Genomic DNA, 15,665 nt, shown 5'->3' with positions numbered 1-15,665 from the left:
AACCCCCCAAGCCCCCCGGCCGGGGACCTGAACCGCCCTGGTCGCCCCCTCCGGCCCCGCTGGTCGCTCCCTCCTTGCGGTGTCGCCGGCGGCTCCGCCGCCGGCTTTCCGTGGCGCGTCGCGCCACGCTACTTACGTCGCCTGAGCCGCCCTCGCGGCTGCCCCTTTGAGTCCCGCCCCGCACCGCACGGCACCGCGCCTCACACCTCCCCAACCTCGCGGTTCGCGCTCTTCGAGCGCTCACCGCGTCCCTCGCGCGTGCTGCTCGCGGCCAAGGGCCGCTCGCAGGCACGCGCCACCGCAGTTCGGGTCGGATCTCGCGTCGTGGCCCCTATTACCGCCACGACGATCCGCGTCCGCCGCTCGCCCCCGATGGCCCCGCCGGAATCCGCCGCGTCGGTCCCTGCGACTCCGCCTTCTCGCGCAGGCGCTCGACGCGCTCGTCGGTCGAGGGGTGGGTCGACAGCCAGCGCTCGGCCGCGTCCTCGGTGCGCTTGTGCGTCGAGAACGGCGCGAACGGCCACGCAGGCTCCGCCGCGCGCTCGATTCGACGGAGCGCCCGCGCGAGGGCGATCGGATCGCCGGTCACCTCGGCGGCGCGATCGTCGGCCGCGAACTCGCGCTTGCGCGACCGCGACCGGGAGACGAGCGTCGCGAGGACGAACCCGCCGAACAGCGCGCCGGCGAGCCCGCGGTGGAGCCGCGCGAAGGGACCCGACCGGTCGCCCGGTCGACCGCGAATCCACGCCGAGGCGGCGGCGAGCCCCGACAGCGCGAGCAGCGCCGGCAGCGCGACCACGGTGGCGACCCCGACGAGGGCGCGGCCGACCCCGTCGGCCATCGCGATCGCGAACCCGTCGTTGCCCTCCAGGTGCGCCAGCTCGTGCGCGAGGATCGCCTCGATTTCCCGCGGGGAGAGCAGCCGGAACAGCGACCGGTCGATCACCAAGGCGCCGCCGTCGCTCCCGCCCTCGACCGCGAACGCGTTCGGGGCGCGGGCGTCGGTGACGTACAGCGTTGGGCGCTCGACCGCCATCCGCGCCGCGAGCGAGTCGATCCGACGGTGGAGGTCCGGCGCCCGCTCGCGGGGAACCCGGTCCCCCTCCAGGTTCCCGAGGATCTGCGCGGTGCCGAGCCGGTAGCTGAGGTACGCCGATCCGAGCGCGCCGGCGGCCAGCAGCGCGAGGAGGACCGGGAGGTCGGGGCGGGCGGCCCAGACCGCGCGCAGCAGGTCGGCGACGAACAGCGCCGCGGTCAGGTAGGCGGCGAGCAGCGCGACGCCGACGACCGCCGCGGCCGCGCGGAACGCGAGCCGAGACATCGTCCGATCGTACGCGACGGCGGGGCAAACGCGTTGCGGCCGGCGAACTGGCCGGTCGTCTCACCCGTGGATCGGCGGCGTTCCTGCGCCGGACGCTCGCGCCTCGGGCTCCCCCACCCGGCCCGCCGGAAGGAAAAGCGGTAATTCCCCGGCCGCGAAATCGGCTGTATGGACGCACGCGTTCGCGAACACGCGGAGATCATCGCCGACCACTCTACCGGCATCGAGTCGGGCGACGACGTGGTCATCCAGATGCCCAAGGAGGCCGAGGACCTCGCCGTCGCGCTCCACGAGGTCTGCGGCGACCGCGGGGCGAACCCCGTCTACCTCAACTACTCGAAGCGCGCCCAGCGCGCGTTCAAGCGCTCTTCCGAGGAGTTCACCGAGCCGAGCCACCGGCGCGCGCTCTACGAGGCGGCCGACGTCTTCGTCATCGCGCGCGGCGGCGCGAACGCCACCGAGGACGCCGACGTCGACCCCGAGACCAACGCCGCGTACAACCGCGCGATGGAAGAAGTCAAGCGAACGCGCCTGTCGAAGACGTGGTGCCTCACGCAGTACCCGACCGCCAGCCACGCCCAGCTCGCCGGGATGAGCACCGAGGCGTACGAGAACTTCGTCTGGGACGCCGTCTCGCTGGACTGGGACGAACAGCGCGAGTTCCAGGCGGAGATGGTCGAGATCCTCGACGACGCCGACGAGGTCCGGATCCGATCGGGCGAGGAGACCGACCTCACGCTCGACGTGTCGGGCAACTCCACGCTCAACGACGACGGCGAGGCGAACCTCCCCGGCGGCGAGGTGTTCACCGCGCCGACCCGCGACGGCGTCGACGGCGAGGTCCACTTCGACCTGCCGCTGTACCGCTACGGCCGCGAGATCGACGGGGTCCGGCTCCGGTTCGAGGACGGCGAGGTCGTCTCCCACTCGGCCGAGCGCAACGAGGACCTCCTCTCCGGCATCCTCGACACCGACGAGGGCTCGCGGCGCCTCGGCGAGCTGGGTATCGGGATGAACCGACAGATCGACCGCTTCACCTACAACATGCTGTTCGACGAGAAGATGGGCGACACCGTCCACATGGCGGTCGGCTCCGCGTACCCGGAGACGGTGGGGGGAGACAACGAGGTCAACGAGTCGGCCGAACACGTCGACATGATCGTCGACATGAGCGAGGACTCCGTCATCGAGGTCGACGGCGAGGTCGTTCAGCGGAACGGGACGTTCGTCTTCGAGGACGGGTTCTAAGGTGGTCGGGGGGCGGGTCGGCGGCCGTCCTCGGACGTGCGGTTTTTTGGTACAGATTTTTGCCGGCCGAGCGGAGCGAGGCCGGGAAAAAGGTGTAACTGGGACGTTCGTCTTCGAGGACGGGTTCTAAGGCGGTCGGGGGCGGGTCGGCGGTCAGTCTCACTCGGCTTCGCCCGCGTCGCGCTCCGCGCTCCGGCGGACGAACGCCCCGTACGCGACGAGGAGGACGCCGAACAGCCCGACCGTCCCGATCGCCGCGATCCCCGGGTAGCCGGCGAGCGGCGCGATCTCTCCCGCCGGCAGGACGAACACGTCGACGACGCCGGTGCCGATCGACAGCGCCAGCACGGCGAGCCACATCGTCCCCACCGCGTAGCCGAGTTCGACGAGGCGGTCGGCGCGTGCGGCGTGCGCGACGACCGCGCCGCCGCCGAGGATCGGGACAGCGGCGAGCGGGCTCGTCGGGTCCGGGAGGAGGACGCTCCCGCCGAGGGCGATCGCCGTCCAGTAGACGGCGACGGCGACGACCGTGCGAAGCGAGTCGGGGATTGACACGGGGTGAGCGTTCGGTCGGACGGCACAAAACGATCGGGGGAGCGACGGCGCAGCGCCGCGTCGGTATTTAAGTTACGAGACGGCGTACGACCCCGCATGCCCGAAGAAGTCCTCTTCGAGTCGGAGAGCCGTCGGAGCCGCGAGGAGATCGCCGCGTACCTGCGGACGGTCGCGGACTCGCTGGACGACGGAAACGCGATCACGCTCAAACGCGGCGACGAGTCGACGACGCTGGAGCCGCCCGCGAGGCCGACCTTCGAGGTGAAGGCGGAGCGCGAGGGACCGGCGGGCGGGCCGGGCGAGCTGAGCGTCGAGTTCGAGCTGGAGTGGGACGAGGACGGCGGTGAGGAGGGCGCGGGCGGCGAGTTGGAGATAGAGTAGTCGGGGGAGGAAGGGTCCGTCTACGGCACTTCGCCGGGAACCTCGACGAACGCGTCCCGCGCGGAGAGGCGATCGAGCGTGTCGTCGACTTCGAGCCGGACGGACTCCATCCGCTCGACGAGCTCCTCGTACTCCTCGGTGCCGGTCGTGCCCGCGGCCTCCAGCGCCGCCTTCTTCGAGGCGAGCGCGAAGAACTCCTGGCTCCGCTCGTCGAACGCGGCCCGGTGGAGGAGCACCTCGACGAGCGTGAGCAGGTCCTCCTTGGTGACCGGCTTCGTCTTGTAGTCGTCGAACGGCATGTCGACGATGTCGACGTCGGGCTCGACCGCGGTCAGCATCGCCACGCGGGCGTCGTACCCGTCGCCGCGGATCGCGTTCAACACCTCGTGGCCCGACATGTCGGGCATCCGGCGGTCTAAGAGGACGACGTCGACATCGTCGTCCATCGCATCGAGCGCCGCCTCGCCGCCGGTGGCGATCCGCACGTCGTAGACCGGGTCGAGGTACACCCGGTACAGTTCCGCGAGGTCCGGCTCGTCATCGACCGCGAGGACGGTCGCGTCCGGGGCTTCGGTCATCGGCGGCGCCTCCCCGTCCGGGTCTCGCGGTCTGCGAGCGCCGAACCGGCGCGTCCGCCCGCCGTTCGTGCGTCCATACGAGCGGCTTCGTTCGCTCCGCGTTAAAACGTTGACCTCCGGTTATCGATCCTGATACCTTCCGGGAGCCGCGCGGTCGCCGCCGGGGTTCACGGCCTCGGCGGCCGCGCGTCCGCGCCGCCGATCCAACGGTCTCTCCGTGACCCAAAGGCACATTTACGCCCGTATCTTACTCGGGAACAACGAATGTCTCACAGCCCCTCACTGCCCGACCGCCCGCGGTTGGAGCTCGACCCCGAGATGAGCGACGCGGAGCGGCTGGAGGCGATCCGCCAGCACTACCGGCGGATCGTTCAGGTGAACGAGGAACTGGAAGACCGGCTCGCGGACGCCGAGGGGCGCCGCGGCGAGCTGAAAGACGACGTCGAGCAGCTGAAACGCGAGAACGAGGTGCTGAAGACCTCCTCGCTGTACATCGCCTCCGTCGAGGAGATCACCGACGACGGCGTCGTCATCAAACAGCACGGCAACAACCAGGAGGTGCTCACGCAGGCCGCCTCGCGGCTCGACGAGGACCTTCGGCCCGGCGACCGCGTCGCGATCAACGACTCCTTCGCGGTCCAGCAGGTGCTTGACGACGAGACCGACTCCCGGGCGCAGGCGATGGAGGTCACCGAGTCGCCGGACGTCGAGTACGCCGACATCGGCGGCATCGACGACCAGATCCGGGAGGTCCGCGAGGCCGTCGAGGACCCGCTGGAGAATCCCGAGCAGTTCGAGACGGTGGGCGTCGAGCCGCCGAGCGGCGTCCTGCTCCACGGCCCGCCGGGCACCGGGAAGACGATGCTCGCGAAGGCCGTCGCCAACGAGTCGGACGCGACGTTCATCAAGATGGCCGGCTCCGAGCTCGTCCGGAAGTTCATCGGCGAGGGCGCGCGGCTCGTCCGCGACCTGTTCGAGCTCGCCGCCGAGCGCGAGCCCGCCGTCATCTTCATCGACGAGATCGACGCCGTCGCGGCCAAGCGCACGGACTCGAAGACCTCGGGCGACGCGGAGGTCCAGCGGACGATGATGCAGCTGCTCTCCGAGATGGACGGCTTCGACGACCGCGGCGAGGTCCGGATCATGGCCGCGACCAACCGCTTCGACATGCTCGACGAGGCAATCTTACGCCCCGGTCGCTTCGACCGCCTCATCGAGGTGCCCGAGCCCGGCGCCGAGGGCCGCGAGCGCATCCTCGAGATCCACACCGAGGAGATGAACGTCGCCGACGGCGTCGACCTCGGCACGGTCGCCCGCGACCTCGACGGGTACAGCGGCGCGGACATCGCCTCGCTGGCGACCGAGGCGGGGATGTTCGCCATCCGCGACGGCCGCACCGAGGTGACGCAAGAGGACTTCGAGCAGGCCCGCGACAAGCTTCAGGACGCGGACAAGGAGGACGAGCGGGTCATCAACTACCAGTACTGAGTCGACTGCGAATACGCGATTGACGTTCGGTTTTTCCGAGACGCTGTAGGGACCGTAACTTCGGCTGAAATTCCAGCGGTTCGTTTATAAATAGCTGCTGGCAGATCGGCGGCGAACACCTCCAAAGCCCCCGCCGCTCACTTATAAATAGCTGCTGGCAGATCGACGGTGAACACCTCCAAAGCCCCCGCCGCTCACTTATAAATGGCTGGCTGTGGATCGCCGGAGAACACCGCCAAAGCCCCAGCCGCTCGCTTATAAATGACCGCCACCGGATCGCCGGAGAACACCGCCAAAGCCCCAGCCGCGAGGACTCGCGCGACTTGCTGCGGTCCTCGTCGCTCGCTTCGCTCGCTCCTGCGGTCCTTACGTCGTCGTGCTTCGTCCTCGCGGCTGCCCCTTTGAGTCCCGCCCCGCACAGCACCGCAGCCTCACGCCTCCCCAGCCTCGCGGTTCGCGCTCTCCGAGCGCTCACCGCGTCCCTCGCGGGCTGGCTCGCGGCCTCCGCTTCGCTCCGGCCGCTCGCAGGCGCGCCACCGCATTTTTAAATGCGGTTTATATTGTCCGCACCGGCGGTCGGGTTCGTAACCCCTTACCGCGCTCGCCGCCGATTCGCCGTCAATGAGCACCATCCACGTCGCCGGCGGCGTCGGCGTCGCCGACACGGCGATGGCCTCCTACGACGCCGCGCTCGCGGACGCGAACCTCCACAACTACAACCTCGTGGCGGTCTCCTCGGTCGTCCCCGCCGAGGCGACCGTCGAGGCGGTGTCGGAGGCGCCGGACCTCGGTCCCGCCGGCAACCGGCTCACCGTCGTCGAGGCGCGCCGGACGGTCGGGCCGGGCGACGAGGTCGACTTCCGCGAGGGCGGGCGGTCGGGCGCCGAGGGCGCCGAATCGAAGCGCGCGCCCCGCCGACACCCCGACGCGGTCGCGGGGCTCGGCTGGGCGACCGGCCCGGGACCGGGCCTCTTCTACGAGGTGACCGGCGAGGACGCCGACGACGTCCGCGAGCGGATCGAGGCGGGGCTCGACAGCGGCGCCGACCTCCGCGACTGGGACCTCCCGGACCGCGAGACGCGCGTCGAGCGGGTCGCCGCCGAGCCGGACCGGTACGCGACCGCGGTCGTGATCGCCGCGTACGGGGAGTCCGAGCCGATCCTGTGAGGCTCTCGTGCGGTTCCGGTCGCCGGCGCCGACGCCTTTTTGACTCGGCTCCGCGTACGTGTCGTGTCTTCGAATGAACGGCAACAACCCGTACGCCGGGGCACCGGGTGTGACGGACGCGGGCTCGCCCGCGGCCGTCGACCTCTCTCCGGACCAGGAACGACAGCTCCGGCGCGCGGTCGCCGGAATCGTATCGCGCACGCAATCGTATCTCCCCGACAGCTACGCCGTCGGCTCCGAGCTCTCCGTCGGCGCCGAGGGCCCGCAGGCGACCGTCGCGGTCAACCCGCCGGCCGGCCACCCCGTCTCGGCCGGCTTCACCCCCGACCCGGAGGACCTGGACGCCGGCATCGCCGAGTCCGACACCGACGAGGTCGCCCGCGGACTGGCCGCCAGCGCGGCTGTCCAGGTGATGGACGCCGTCGGCGATATCACGCCGACCGCGAAGTGACCGTCCCGGCCGAAGCGTAGTCAGTTCGAGCGCCCCGACCGTTCCGACCCGTTCTCGCCGTCGTCCCCGCCCGCTCCGGAGTCGCGACGCTCGTCGCGGTCGCCGCGCGGATACACCCGCAGCTCCCCCTCGCCCGGCGGCTTTACGGCCCCGGTGACGCGGCCGTACATGCCGAAGATGTCGTCGTACCCGCGCTCGCTCGCGAGGATCGGGACCACGCCCGGCTCCTCGACGCGGTGCGTGTACACGTCGTCCTCGGCGAACACCGCGCCCTCCGGGATGGCCTCGAAGTTCGCGAAGTGGACGCGCGGCTCCCCGCCGCCCTTCGGCACCTCCTCGCTGCCCTTCACCACGACCGTCTCCGAGAACGTCGGCGGCTCGTCCGCCAGCGCGTCGTGGACGCGGAGGAACGCGTGACACGCCTCGTGGCCGAACTCGACGGCCGCCTCGCTCCCCTGTCGGCCCACCTCGATCGAGACGGTATGTGGGATCGTGGAGTCGAGCGTCGTCGACCGGAGCCCGCTCGCGTCGACCACGTGGTCGACCGGGAGCCCGGTGACAGTGCGGCGGACCGACTCGGTCAGGTCGCTGAAGATGGCGAACGGCGGCGGCGCGCTGTGGGAGGTGTGGAGCGCGAGCACGGCGTCGAACCCCTCCAGCTCGGCGGCGAGCCGCGGCGCCAGCGCCCGCTCGTACTCCTCGCTGTCGGCGTCGCCCGGGAACGCCCGGTTCAGGTCCGCGTCCGTGTAGCGCGTCTCGGCCTCGATCGCCGGTTCGTTGGCGAGGATGAGCCTGACGAGCCCCTCGGGCTCCGCGTCGTCGCCGTTCCTCCCTCCGTCGACCCCGCCGCCGTCGGTCGGGTCGAGCGGTGAGAGTTCCGCCGCGAGCCGCTCTACGATCCGCACGCCGGCGGGCTCGTCGCCGTGGATCCCGCCGACGATCGCGACGCGAGCCGACCCCGCCGACTCGCGGTCGATCGTTTGCATACCGTCGGTACGTCGCGGTCCGCCAATAAACCGTCGCGATCCGCTCGCGGGGAGCCAGCGGCCGAGCCGCTTCGGGGGCGCGCGGCTCAGCGGTCGAACCGCTCCGCGAGCGCGGCCCGGTACCGCCGCGCCAGCCGCCGCGCGACGAAGCGATCGCGGGGGTCCACGCCCACGAGTCGGAGCGAGGCGGCGTACGCCGCGATTCCGACCGCACTCCCCGCGAGGACCGCCGAGGGTCCGGTCAGGAGCGAGCGGACGCCGTACATGACGGCCGCGGCGACGCCGCCCGCCGCGAGCGGGGTGAGGAAGGTCCGGTCGAACGGCCACAGCCCCTCGAAGTGACGGAGGAGGACGACCTGGATCCCGTTCTGGACCGCGATCGCGAGCGACGTGCCGAGCGCGGCGCCGACGAGCCCGTACCGGACGACGAACGCGTAGGTGAGCCCGACGTTGAGGACCGCGAGCAGCCAGTCGAGCGCCATCCGCGCGTACTGGTGGTCGGTCATCATCAGGAGCCAGCCGGTCGCGCCCACGGCGCTCCCGACGAAGACGCCGCCGAGGTAGACGACGAGCGGGAGGTAGCCGTCGACGTACGCCGCGCCGAACAGCCCGAGGATCTCCCGGCCGTACACCGCCAGCACGGCGAGGATCGGGACGACCGCGGTGACGATCTGTCGCGTGACGGAGCCGTACACCTCGTTGAGCGTCGCCGTCCGGTCGTTCGCGTACAGCTCCGAGGCGACGGGCGGGAGGAGTTGGTTGAAGGATAAGAGGGGGATCCACGCGACCGCGATCACCACGAGGACGACGTTGTACACGCCCGCCGCGGTCGCCGTCAGCAGCGCGCCGACGAGTAACACGTCGACGCGGTTCTGGAACACCTTCCCGAGGCTGCTCATCGCGACCGGCGCCGCGTGGTCGTAGAAGCGGCGCGCCTCCGCGCGGGCGCCCCGGAGCGTCGGCCGAACCCCCGTGACGGACGCGGAGAGGGGGACCGCGGCCGCGGCGAGGACCCCGGTCGCGGCGACGATCGCGCCGGCGACGCCGACGACGGAGTAGCCGAGCGCGAGCGCGCCGAGCGCGCCGACGAGCCTGACGCCCGGGCGCAACAGCTTGTTGAACAGGATCTCGCCGCGGGCCGACCCGACCGCGCGGAAGAGCGCGGACGCGACCATCACGACGCCGAGGAGGCCGACGAGCCCGCCGAACGCCCGCATCGTTCCCGCGAACGCCGGCTCCGTGACGGTGCGGGCGTTTATCGCCGGCGCCGCGAGCCAGACGCCGGCCGCGATCGCGACCCCGAACCCGAGCGTCGTCGCGTACGCGAGGCCGGCGACCGCGCCCTGTCGGTCCGGATCCGCCGCGTACTCCGGGAGATACCGTTGGATCGCGGGGACGCTGCCGAACGTCACGAGTCTGGAGAGCAACTGCGCGATCCGCCACGCCAGCGCGTAGACGCCGTAGGCGGTCGGGCCGAGCCCGCGGGTCAGCGCGAACTCGGTCGCCGCGATCAGCGCGCGCTGGCCGGTGACCCCGCCCGAGGTGAGCACCGCGCCGTGCGCGATCGTCTCCAGCGCCTCGCGCTCGTCGTCCGGGATCGCGTCGCCCTCTCCGCCGGGACGCTCCTCGGCCTCGCGGCTCTCGGCGTCCGAACCGCCTGCCTCCTCCTCGCGTTCGTGCTCCACAGTCTCCGTCGGTCGGTCGCGCCCCCGCCGAAAAAGCGGCCCGCTTCGCGGCCACCCTAAATGAATATAATTATCGTTCACGAAGGATTTATGCCGCTCATCCCGTCCACCTTCCCCATGGACGGAGGAGAACTCGCCGGCGACGGCGGCCCGGGGGAATTGAGCGGGGACGCCGAGAGCGACCGATCACCGCGGGTAGCGTCGGACGGCGGGGTCGCCGCGGAGGGCGCGCGCGGAACGGCTGGCGAGGTATCGGAGGCGAAGACGGACCCGGACCGGTCGGCCGCCTCCGCCGCCGCGCTAGGCCACGACCGGCCGGACGTCGAGGCGTACCGGTCGCTCGCGGCCGACCTGCGCGACGCGGTCGCCGGCGGCGTCGAGTTCGACGAGTACGCGCAGGTGCTGTACGCGACCGACGGGAGCGTCTACCAGGCCCGGCCGGCGGGCGTCGTCTACCCCCGCGGGGTCGACGACGTGCGGTCGGCGATGCGGGTCGCGGCCGACCACGGCGTCCCGGTCCTCCCGCGCGGCGCGGGGTCGTCGCTCGCGGGACAGACCGTCGGGCCCGGCTGCGTCGTCCTCGACTGCTCGCGCCACATGGACTCGATCCTGTCGGTCGACCCCGACGCGCGCCGCGCGACGGTCCAACCGGGCGTCGTCCAGGACGACCTCGACGACCGGCTGGCGGACGACGGCCTGAAGTTCGCGCCCGACCCCGCCTCCTCGGCGCGCGCGACCGTGGGCGGCGGGATCGGCAACAACTCCACCGGCGCCCACTCCGTGCGGTACGGGATCACCGACGCCTACACCGAAGAGCTCCGGGTGGTGCTGGCGGACGGCTCGCTGATACACACCCGAGAGGTCGTCCTCGACTCCCCCGAGTACGAGGCGATCGTCGCGGGGGAGGCGGGCGGCGAGCGCGAGGCCGCGCTGTACGAGACGGTCCGCGCGCTCGTCGAGGAGAACGCGGACGAGATCGAGGACCGCTACCCGACGCTCAAGCGGTCGGTCTCGGGCTACAACCTCCACAAGGCGATCTACGAGAACGACGACGGCGAGGAGGTGATCAACCTCTCGAAGCTGTTCGTCGGCGCCGAGGGGACGCTCGGCGTCGTCGTCGAGGCCACCCTCTCGCTCGTCACCCGCCCCGAGGAGACCGCGCTGGCGCTGTACGCCTTCGACTCGCTCGACGCGGCCATGCGCGCGGTCCCCGAGGCGCTCGAACTCCCCGTGAGCGCGGTCGAGCTGATGGACGACGCGGTCGTCGAACTGGCGGCGGGCTCGCCGGAGTACGCCGAGTACGCGGAGCCGATACCCGACCGGGCGGCGGCCGCGCTCATGCTGGAGTGGGACTCGGAGCTGGTCGACGGGTTCGAGGCGGCGGTCGCCGACGCGAACGACCGCTTCCTCGGCCGCGGCGACCGCGACGCGTTCGACGTCATCGAGGCGTACGACGAGGGGACCCAAGAGGACCTCTGGAGCCTCCGGAAGGCGGCGATCCCCCTCCTGATGAGCATGGAGGGCGACGCGAAGCCGTACCCGTTCATCGAGGACGCGTCGGTGCCGCCCGACGAGCTCGCCGACTACGTCGCTGCCTTCGAGGAGGTGCTCGACGACCACGGCACCTCGGCCGCGTACTTCGCGCACGCCGGCGTCGGGACGCTTCACATCCGACCGATCCTCTCGCTGAAGGAGTCCGAGGGGGTCGAGACGATGCACGCCATCGCCGACGACGTCACCGACCTCGTCTTGGAGCACCACGGCGCCTTCTCCGGCGAGCACGGCGACGGGCTCGCGCGCACCGAGTTCAACCCGAAGATGTACGGCGAGGAGCTGTGGGCGGCGTTCCAGGAGCTGAAGTCCGCGTTCGACCCCGAGTGGCGCATGAACCCGGGGAAGGTCGTCTACGTCGACGGCGAGACCGCCGCGGAGCGCGGCTATCCCGAGGCCGCCGCCGACACCGACATGCGCGAGAACCTCCGGTACGGGCCGACGTATCGGTCGGTCGAGCCCCAGACGACGTTGGATTTCTCCGACGAGGGCGGCTTCTCCGAGCTCGTCGAGCTGTGTAACGGCTGCGGCACCTGCCGCGAGACCGACTCTGGAACGATGTGTCCGACCTACCGCGCCTCCGGCGAGGAGATCCAGACGACCCGCGGGCGGGCGAACATGCTCCGGGCCGCGATAAGCGGCGAGCTCGATGACGAGGAGATCCACTCCGACCGGTTCCAGGCGGAGGTGCTCGACCTCTGCGTCGGCTGTAAGGGGTGTCAGAGCGACTGTCCGACGGGCGTCGACCTCGCGAAGCTGAAGGCGGAGGTGAAACACGACCACCACGAGCGGGAGGGCGCCGGGCTGCGCGAGCGACTGTTCCGGGACATCGACCGGCTCTCGGCGCTCGGGAGCAAGCTCGCGCCGCTGTCGAACGCGGCGGCGAAGGTCCCCGGGGCCCGGACCGCGATGGACGCGCTCGCGGGAATCGCCCCCGAGCGCGAACTGCCGACGTTCAGGTCGACGAGCTTCGAGGAGTGGTTCGCGGCCCGCGGCGGGCCCGCGGTCGACGAGAGCGACGCGGTCGACACCGTCGCGCTGTTCCCCGACACGTACACCGACTACAGCTACCCGGCGGCCGGGAAGGCGGCGGTGCGCGTGCTGGAGGCCGCCGACGTCCGCGTCGAGGTCCCCGACGACCTCGCGCCCTCCGGCCGCGCCGCCTTCTCGACCGGGTTCCTCGATACGGCTCGGGAGCGCGCGGCCGACAACGTCTCCGCGCTCGCGCCCCGCGTCCGCGCCGGGCAGTCGATTCTCTTCGTCGAACCCTCGGACGCGGTGATGTTCCAGGACGAGTACCTGGACCTCCTCGACGGCGACGACGCCGCGGCGGTATCGGCGGCCGCGGCGGGCGTCTGCGAGTACCTCGACGCGCGCCGGGTCGACGAGCGGCTGTCGTTCGACGCGCCCGCGGAGACGCTCACCTACCACGGCCACTGCAACCAGAAGGCGACGAACACGGACCACCACGCGGTCGGCGTCCTCCGACGAGCCGGCTACGGCGTCGACCCGCTCGACTCCTCCTGTTGCGGCATGGCGGGCTCGTTCGGCTACGAGAGCGAACACTACGACCTCTCGAAGGCGATCGGGCGGATCCTCTTCGGGCAGGTCGACGACAGCGACGGCGACGCGGTGACGGCGCCCGGCGCCTCCTGCCGGTCGCAGCTCGGCGACCGCGAGGGGGCCGAGACGCCGCCGCACCCGATCGAGAAGCTAGCGGCCGCGCTCGACGAGTGAGGGGCGGCGAGTGAGGCGAGAGCGGCGCGCGCCGCCCGCCCGTCTCGCCCCGTCCGCCCGCCTCACCAGCGCTGGTGGACGTGCTCGCGGACGTGCTCGTCGTACACGTCGCTCGCGGCCTCGCGCTCGGCGTCGGAGAGCGGGGGCGCCTCGCTCGCGGCCGCGTTCGCTCGGACGTGTTCGGGCGTCGTCGACCCCGGGATCACGGTCGTGACGGCGTCGTGGTCGAGGATCCAGCGCAGCGCGAACTCGGGCAGCGGGCGGTCGTCCGGCAGGCGCTCGTCGAGCGCGTCGACCGCGTCGAGCCCGGCCTCGAACGGGACGCCCGCGAACGTCTCGCCGACGTCGAAGGCGTCGCCCTCGCGGTTGTAGTTGCGGTGATCGTCCTCGGGGAACTCCGCGTCGCGCGAGAGCGCGCCCGTCAGGAGCCCGGACGCGAGCGGCACCCGGCAGATCACGCCCACGTCGCGGGCCGCGGCCTCCTCCAAGAACAGCTCGGCGGGCCGCTGCCGGAAGGGGTTGAAGATGATCTGGACGGTCTCGACGCCCGGGTACTCGATCGCCTTCAGCCCCTCCTCGACGCGCTCGACGCTGACGCCGTAGCTCGCGATTCGCCCCTCGTCCGCGAGCGTTTCGAGCGCGTCGAACGTCTCCGGCCGGTAGTACACGTCCGTCGGCGGGCAGTGGAGCTGGACCAGATCGAGCGTCTCCATGCCGAGATTCTCCCGCGAGCGGTCGACGAACCGCCGGAGGTTCGCCTCCGCGTAGCCGCCGGCCTCGTGCGGGTCGAGCCGGCGGCCGGCCTTCGTGGCGACGGTGACGTCGTCGCTCGCGATCTCCTCGGCCAGAACCTCGCCGACGATCCGCTCGGAGCGGCCGTCGCCGTACACGTCCGCCGTGTCGAAGAAGTCGATCCCGGCGTCGCGGGCGGCCTCGACGGCCGCGACCGCCTCGTCTTCGGTGACCTCGCCCCAGTCGCCGCCGATCTGCCAGGCGCCGTAGCCGACCTCGCTGACCGCGCCGACGTCGCCGAGTTCGCGATGGTTCATGTCGGCCAGACGTTGTTCGGGCGAACGCAAGGGCGTTCCGGAGGCGGCGTCGTGCGATCGGCGTGACTGGGCCGACCAACGCTTATAAATAGAGCTGCGGTGGCGCGTGCCTGCGAGCGGCCGCCACCGGCGGCCGCGAGGCAGCACCGCGCGAGGGAGTCGGCCGACCGGAGGGAGGCCGACGAGGCTGGGGAGGAGTGAGGAGCGGGGCGGTGCTGTGCGGGACGGGACTCAAAGGGGCAGCCGGGAGGGCGGCGCAGGCGACGCAAGCACCACAGCGAAGGAGCGAACGAAGTGAGCGACTGAGCGAGGAGCGCAGCGAGCGTGCGCCGCCCTCCCGGCTGGGGCTTTGGCGGTGTTCGCCGCAGATCTACCAGCAATCATTTAAATATAAGCGACTGGGGATTTAAAATCGTCTGCCGTCGATTCGCCGAGGACTATTTATAAAACGTCGGCGAGCGCGTCCATCGTCTCCTCGACGCGCTCGACGCGAGCGTTGTGGCCCATGTGGCCGACCCGAAGCACGTCCCCGGCGCCGTCACCGAGCCCCGTCGCGAGAGTAATATCGTGCTCCTCGCGCAGTCGCTCCTGGAGCGCCTCGGCCCGCCCGGGAACCTCGAAGGCGGTCACCGTCGGCGAACTGCGCTCCGGGTCGGGAACCGGTTCCAGCCCCAGCTCCGCGCCGCGCTCGCGACAGCGCGCCGCGGCCGTCGCGTGTCGCTCGCGGACCGCGTCGAGCCCCTCGTCGAGCAGGAGGCCGAGCGCCGCGTCGAGCGCGACGACCTCGGTCGTGAGGTGCGTGTACGGGAACCCGTCGCGCACGTCGCGGAACGGGAGGAAGTTCGCGTACAGTTCGTGCGGGTCGCGCTCTTCCATCGCGGCCCACGCGCGGTCGCTCACCGCGGCCGTCGCGAGGCCCGGCGGCGCGCTGAAACACTTCTGGGAGGCGCCGAGACACACGTCGATCCGATCGGTCGGGACCTCGACGCCGCCGAGCGAGGAGACCGCGTCGACGACCGTCAGGAGCTCCGGGTCCGCCGCCTCGATCCGGTCGAGCGCGCTCCCGACGTCGTTGAGCGTCCCCGTCGGCGTCTCGCAGTGGACCATCGTCGCGAGGTCGAAGTCGGCGCCGTCGGCCGCCAGCGCGTCGTCGAGCGCGTCGAGCGGGAGCGGCTCGTCGTGCCCCGCCGCGACGAGGGTCGCCTCGCCGCCGTACGACTCGACGAAGTCGGCGAACCCCTCGCCGTAGGGCCCGTTCGAGAGACACAACACCTCGGTTCCCGGTTCGACGAGCGAGGCGACCGCGGCCTCCAGCCCTAAGATTCCCTCGCCGCCGAGGGCGACGACGTCGCGGGCCGCGTCGCCGGCGCCGCCCGCGTCGCCGGCACCGCCCGCGTCGCCGGAACCGCCCGAATCGACGCCGTAGACCGTCGCCAGCCGCTCCGTGAGTCGGTCGTATATCTCCCGG

13 protein-coding genes are annotated in these 15,665 nt (G+C 71.7%); 6 read left to right on the top strand and 7 right to left on the bottom strand.

The genetic code is table 11. The annotated features are described in order from the left end of the window. Window positions 1-334: 334 nt before the first annotated feature. Window positions 335-1,321, bottom strand: coding sequence for a M48 family metallopeptidase (locus AC4NMM_RS14880; RefSeq protein WP_491924621.1), 987 nt, complete (start codon window positions 1,319-1,321; stop codon window positions 335-337). A gap of 168 nt (window positions 1,322-1,489) precedes the next feature. Here AC4NMM_RS14880 and AC4NMM_RS14875 point away from each other — a divergent pair, with 168 nt between their 5' ends. Then, window positions 1,490-2,569: an aminopeptidase gene (locus AC4NMM_RS14875; RefSeq protein WP_096395351.1), complete on the top strand. Its 1,080-nt coding sequence runs from the start codon at window positions 1,490-1,492 to the stop codon at window positions 2,567-2,569. A gap of 159 nt (window positions 2,570-2,728) precedes the next feature. Here AC4NMM_RS14875 and AC4NMM_RS14870 read toward each other — a convergent pair whose 3' ends face one another. Continuing rightward, window positions 2,729-3,124, bottom strand: coding sequence for a hypothetical protein (locus AC4NMM_RS14870; protein ID WP_096395353.1), 396 nt, complete (start codon window positions 3,122-3,124; stop codon window positions 2,729-2,731). Between the two features lie 96 nt (window positions 3,125-3,220). On the opposite strand from AC4NMM_RS14870, the gene AC4NMM_RS14865 reads away from it, so the two are divergent. Further along, entirely contained in the window at window positions 3,221-3,505 is a 285-nt protein-coding gene (locus AC4NMM_RS14865) for an amphi-Trp domain-containing protein (RefSeq protein WP_096395355.1), read from the top strand. A 20-nt stretch (window positions 3,506-3,525) separates the two neighbouring features. Here the strand turns inward: AC4NMM_RS14865 and AC4NMM_RS14860 are convergent, their stop codons facing one another. Beyond that, window positions 3,526-4,083, bottom strand: a complete 558-nt coding sequence (locus AC4NMM_RS14860; RefSeq protein ID WP_096395357.1) for a response regulator — start codon at window positions 4,081-4,083, stop codon at window positions 3,526-3,528. A gap of 264 nt (window positions 4,084-4,347) precedes the next feature. Between AC4NMM_RS14860 and pan2 the strand changes: the two genes are divergently transcribed. The 3 genes from pan2 (at window position 4,348) to AC4NMM_RS14845 (ending at window position 7,189) form a co-directional block, all read left to right on the top strand. Next, window positions 4,348-5,571 (top strand): proteasome-activating nucleotidase Pan2, encoded by a 1,224-nt coding sequence (pan2, locus tag AC4NMM_RS14855; protein ID WP_491924620.1) that lies wholly within the window; start codon window positions 4,348-4,350, stop codon window positions 5,569-5,571. 621 nt (window positions 5,572-6,192) lie between these two features. Then, window positions 6,193-6,738, top strand: a complete 546-nt coding sequence (locus AC4NMM_RS14850; protein ID WP_491924619.1) for a pyruvoyl-dependent arginine decarboxylase — start codon at window positions 6,193-6,195, stop codon at window positions 6,736-6,738. 73 nt (window positions 6,739-6,811) lie between these two features. Then, window positions 6,812-7,189: a DUF5811 family protein gene (locus tag AC4NMM_RS14845; RefSeq protein ID WP_096395363.1), complete on the top strand. Its 378-nt coding sequence runs from the start codon at window positions 6,812-6,814 to the stop codon at window positions 7,187-7,189. 20 nt (window positions 7,190-7,209) lie between these two features. On the opposite strand, the gene AC4NMM_RS14840 is transcribed toward AC4NMM_RS14845, so the two are convergent. Then, window positions 7,210-8,175: a M14 family metallopeptidase gene (locus tag AC4NMM_RS14840; RefSeq protein WP_096395365.1), complete on the bottom strand. Its 966-nt coding sequence runs from the start codon at window positions 8,173-8,175 to the stop codon at window positions 7,210-7,212. Window positions 8,176-8,261: 86 nt separating this feature from the next. Beyond that, a complete protein-coding gene (locus AC4NMM_RS14835; protein ID WP_491924618.1) occupies window positions 8,262-9,860 on the bottom strand; it encodes a lipopolysaccharide biosynthesis protein in 1,599 nt (532 codons plus the stop codon). Between the two features lie 117 nt (window positions 9,861-9,977). On the opposite strand from AC4NMM_RS14835, the gene AC4NMM_RS14830 reads away from it, so the two are divergent. Continuing rightward, entirely contained in the window at window positions 9,978-13,148 is a 3,171-nt protein-coding gene (locus AC4NMM_RS14830) for an FAD-binding and (Fe-S)-binding domain-containing protein (protein WP_491924617.1), read from the top strand. A 62-nt stretch (window positions 13,149-13,210) separates the two neighbouring features. On the opposite strand, the gene AC4NMM_RS14825 is transcribed toward AC4NMM_RS14830, so the two are convergent. Continuing rightward, window positions 13,211-14,197 (bottom strand): aldo/keto reductase, encoded by a 987-nt coding sequence (locus AC4NMM_RS14825; RefSeq protein WP_491924616.1) that lies wholly within the window; start codon window positions 14,195-14,197, stop codon window positions 13,211-13,213. A 441-nt stretch (window positions 14,198-14,638) separates the two neighbouring features. Continuing rightward, on the bottom strand, window positions 14,639-15,665 hold a 1,027-nt coding region (locus AC4NMM_RS14820), incomplete at its 5' end, for a pyridoxal-phosphate-dependent aminotransferase family protein (protein WP_491924615.1).

The sequence above is a fragment of the Halorubrum sp. SD41 genome (assembly GCF_058630335.1).
Note: the sequence above shows the minus strand (reverse complement) of the source record. Positions and strands in the feature narration are given on the sequence as shown.

Excerpts from the sequence above, each read along its gene's own strand:
- AC4NMM_RS14865 (WP_096395355.1), top strand. The coding sequence starts at position 3,221 with ATGCCCGAAGAAGTCCTCTTCGAGTCGGAGAGCCGTCGGAGCCGCGAG.
- AC4NMM_RS14840 (WP_096395365.1), bottom strand. The coding sequence starts at position 8,175 with ATGCAAACGATCGACCGCGAGTCGGCGGGGTCGGCTCGCGTCGCGATC.
- AC4NMM_RS14880 (WP_491924621.1), bottom strand. The coding sequence starts at position 1,321 with ATGTCTCGGCTCGCGTTCCGCGCGGCCGCGGCGGTCGTCGGCGTCGCG.
- AC4NMM_RS14845 (WP_096395363.1), top strand. The coding sequence starts at position 6,812 with ATGAACGGCAACAACCCGTACGCCGGGGCACCGGGTGTGACGGACGCG.
- AC4NMM_RS14830 (WP_491924617.1), top strand. The coding sequence starts at position 9,978 with ATGGACGGAGGAGAACTCGCCGGCGACGGCGGCCCGGGGGAATTGAGC.
- AC4NMM_RS14825 (WP_491924616.1), bottom strand. The coding sequence starts at position 14,197 with ATGAACCATCGCGAACTCGGCGACGTCGGCGCGGTCAGCGAGGTCGGC.
- AC4NMM_RS14875 (WP_096395351.1), top strand. The coding sequence starts at position 1,490 with ATGGACGCACGCGTTCGCGAACACGCGGAGATCATCGCCGACCACTCT.
- AC4NMM_RS14860 (WP_096395357.1), bottom strand. The coding sequence starts at position 4,083 with ATGACCGAAGCCCCGGACGCGACCGTCCTCGCGGTCGATGACGAGCCG.
- pan2 (WP_491924620.1), top strand. The coding sequence starts at position 4,348 with ATGTCTCACAGCCCCTCACTGCCCGACCGCCCGCGGTTGGAGCTCGAC.
- AC4NMM_RS14850 (WP_491924619.1), top strand. The coding sequence starts at position 6,193 with ATGAGCACCATCCACGTCGCCGGCGGCGTCGGCGTCGCCGACACGGCG.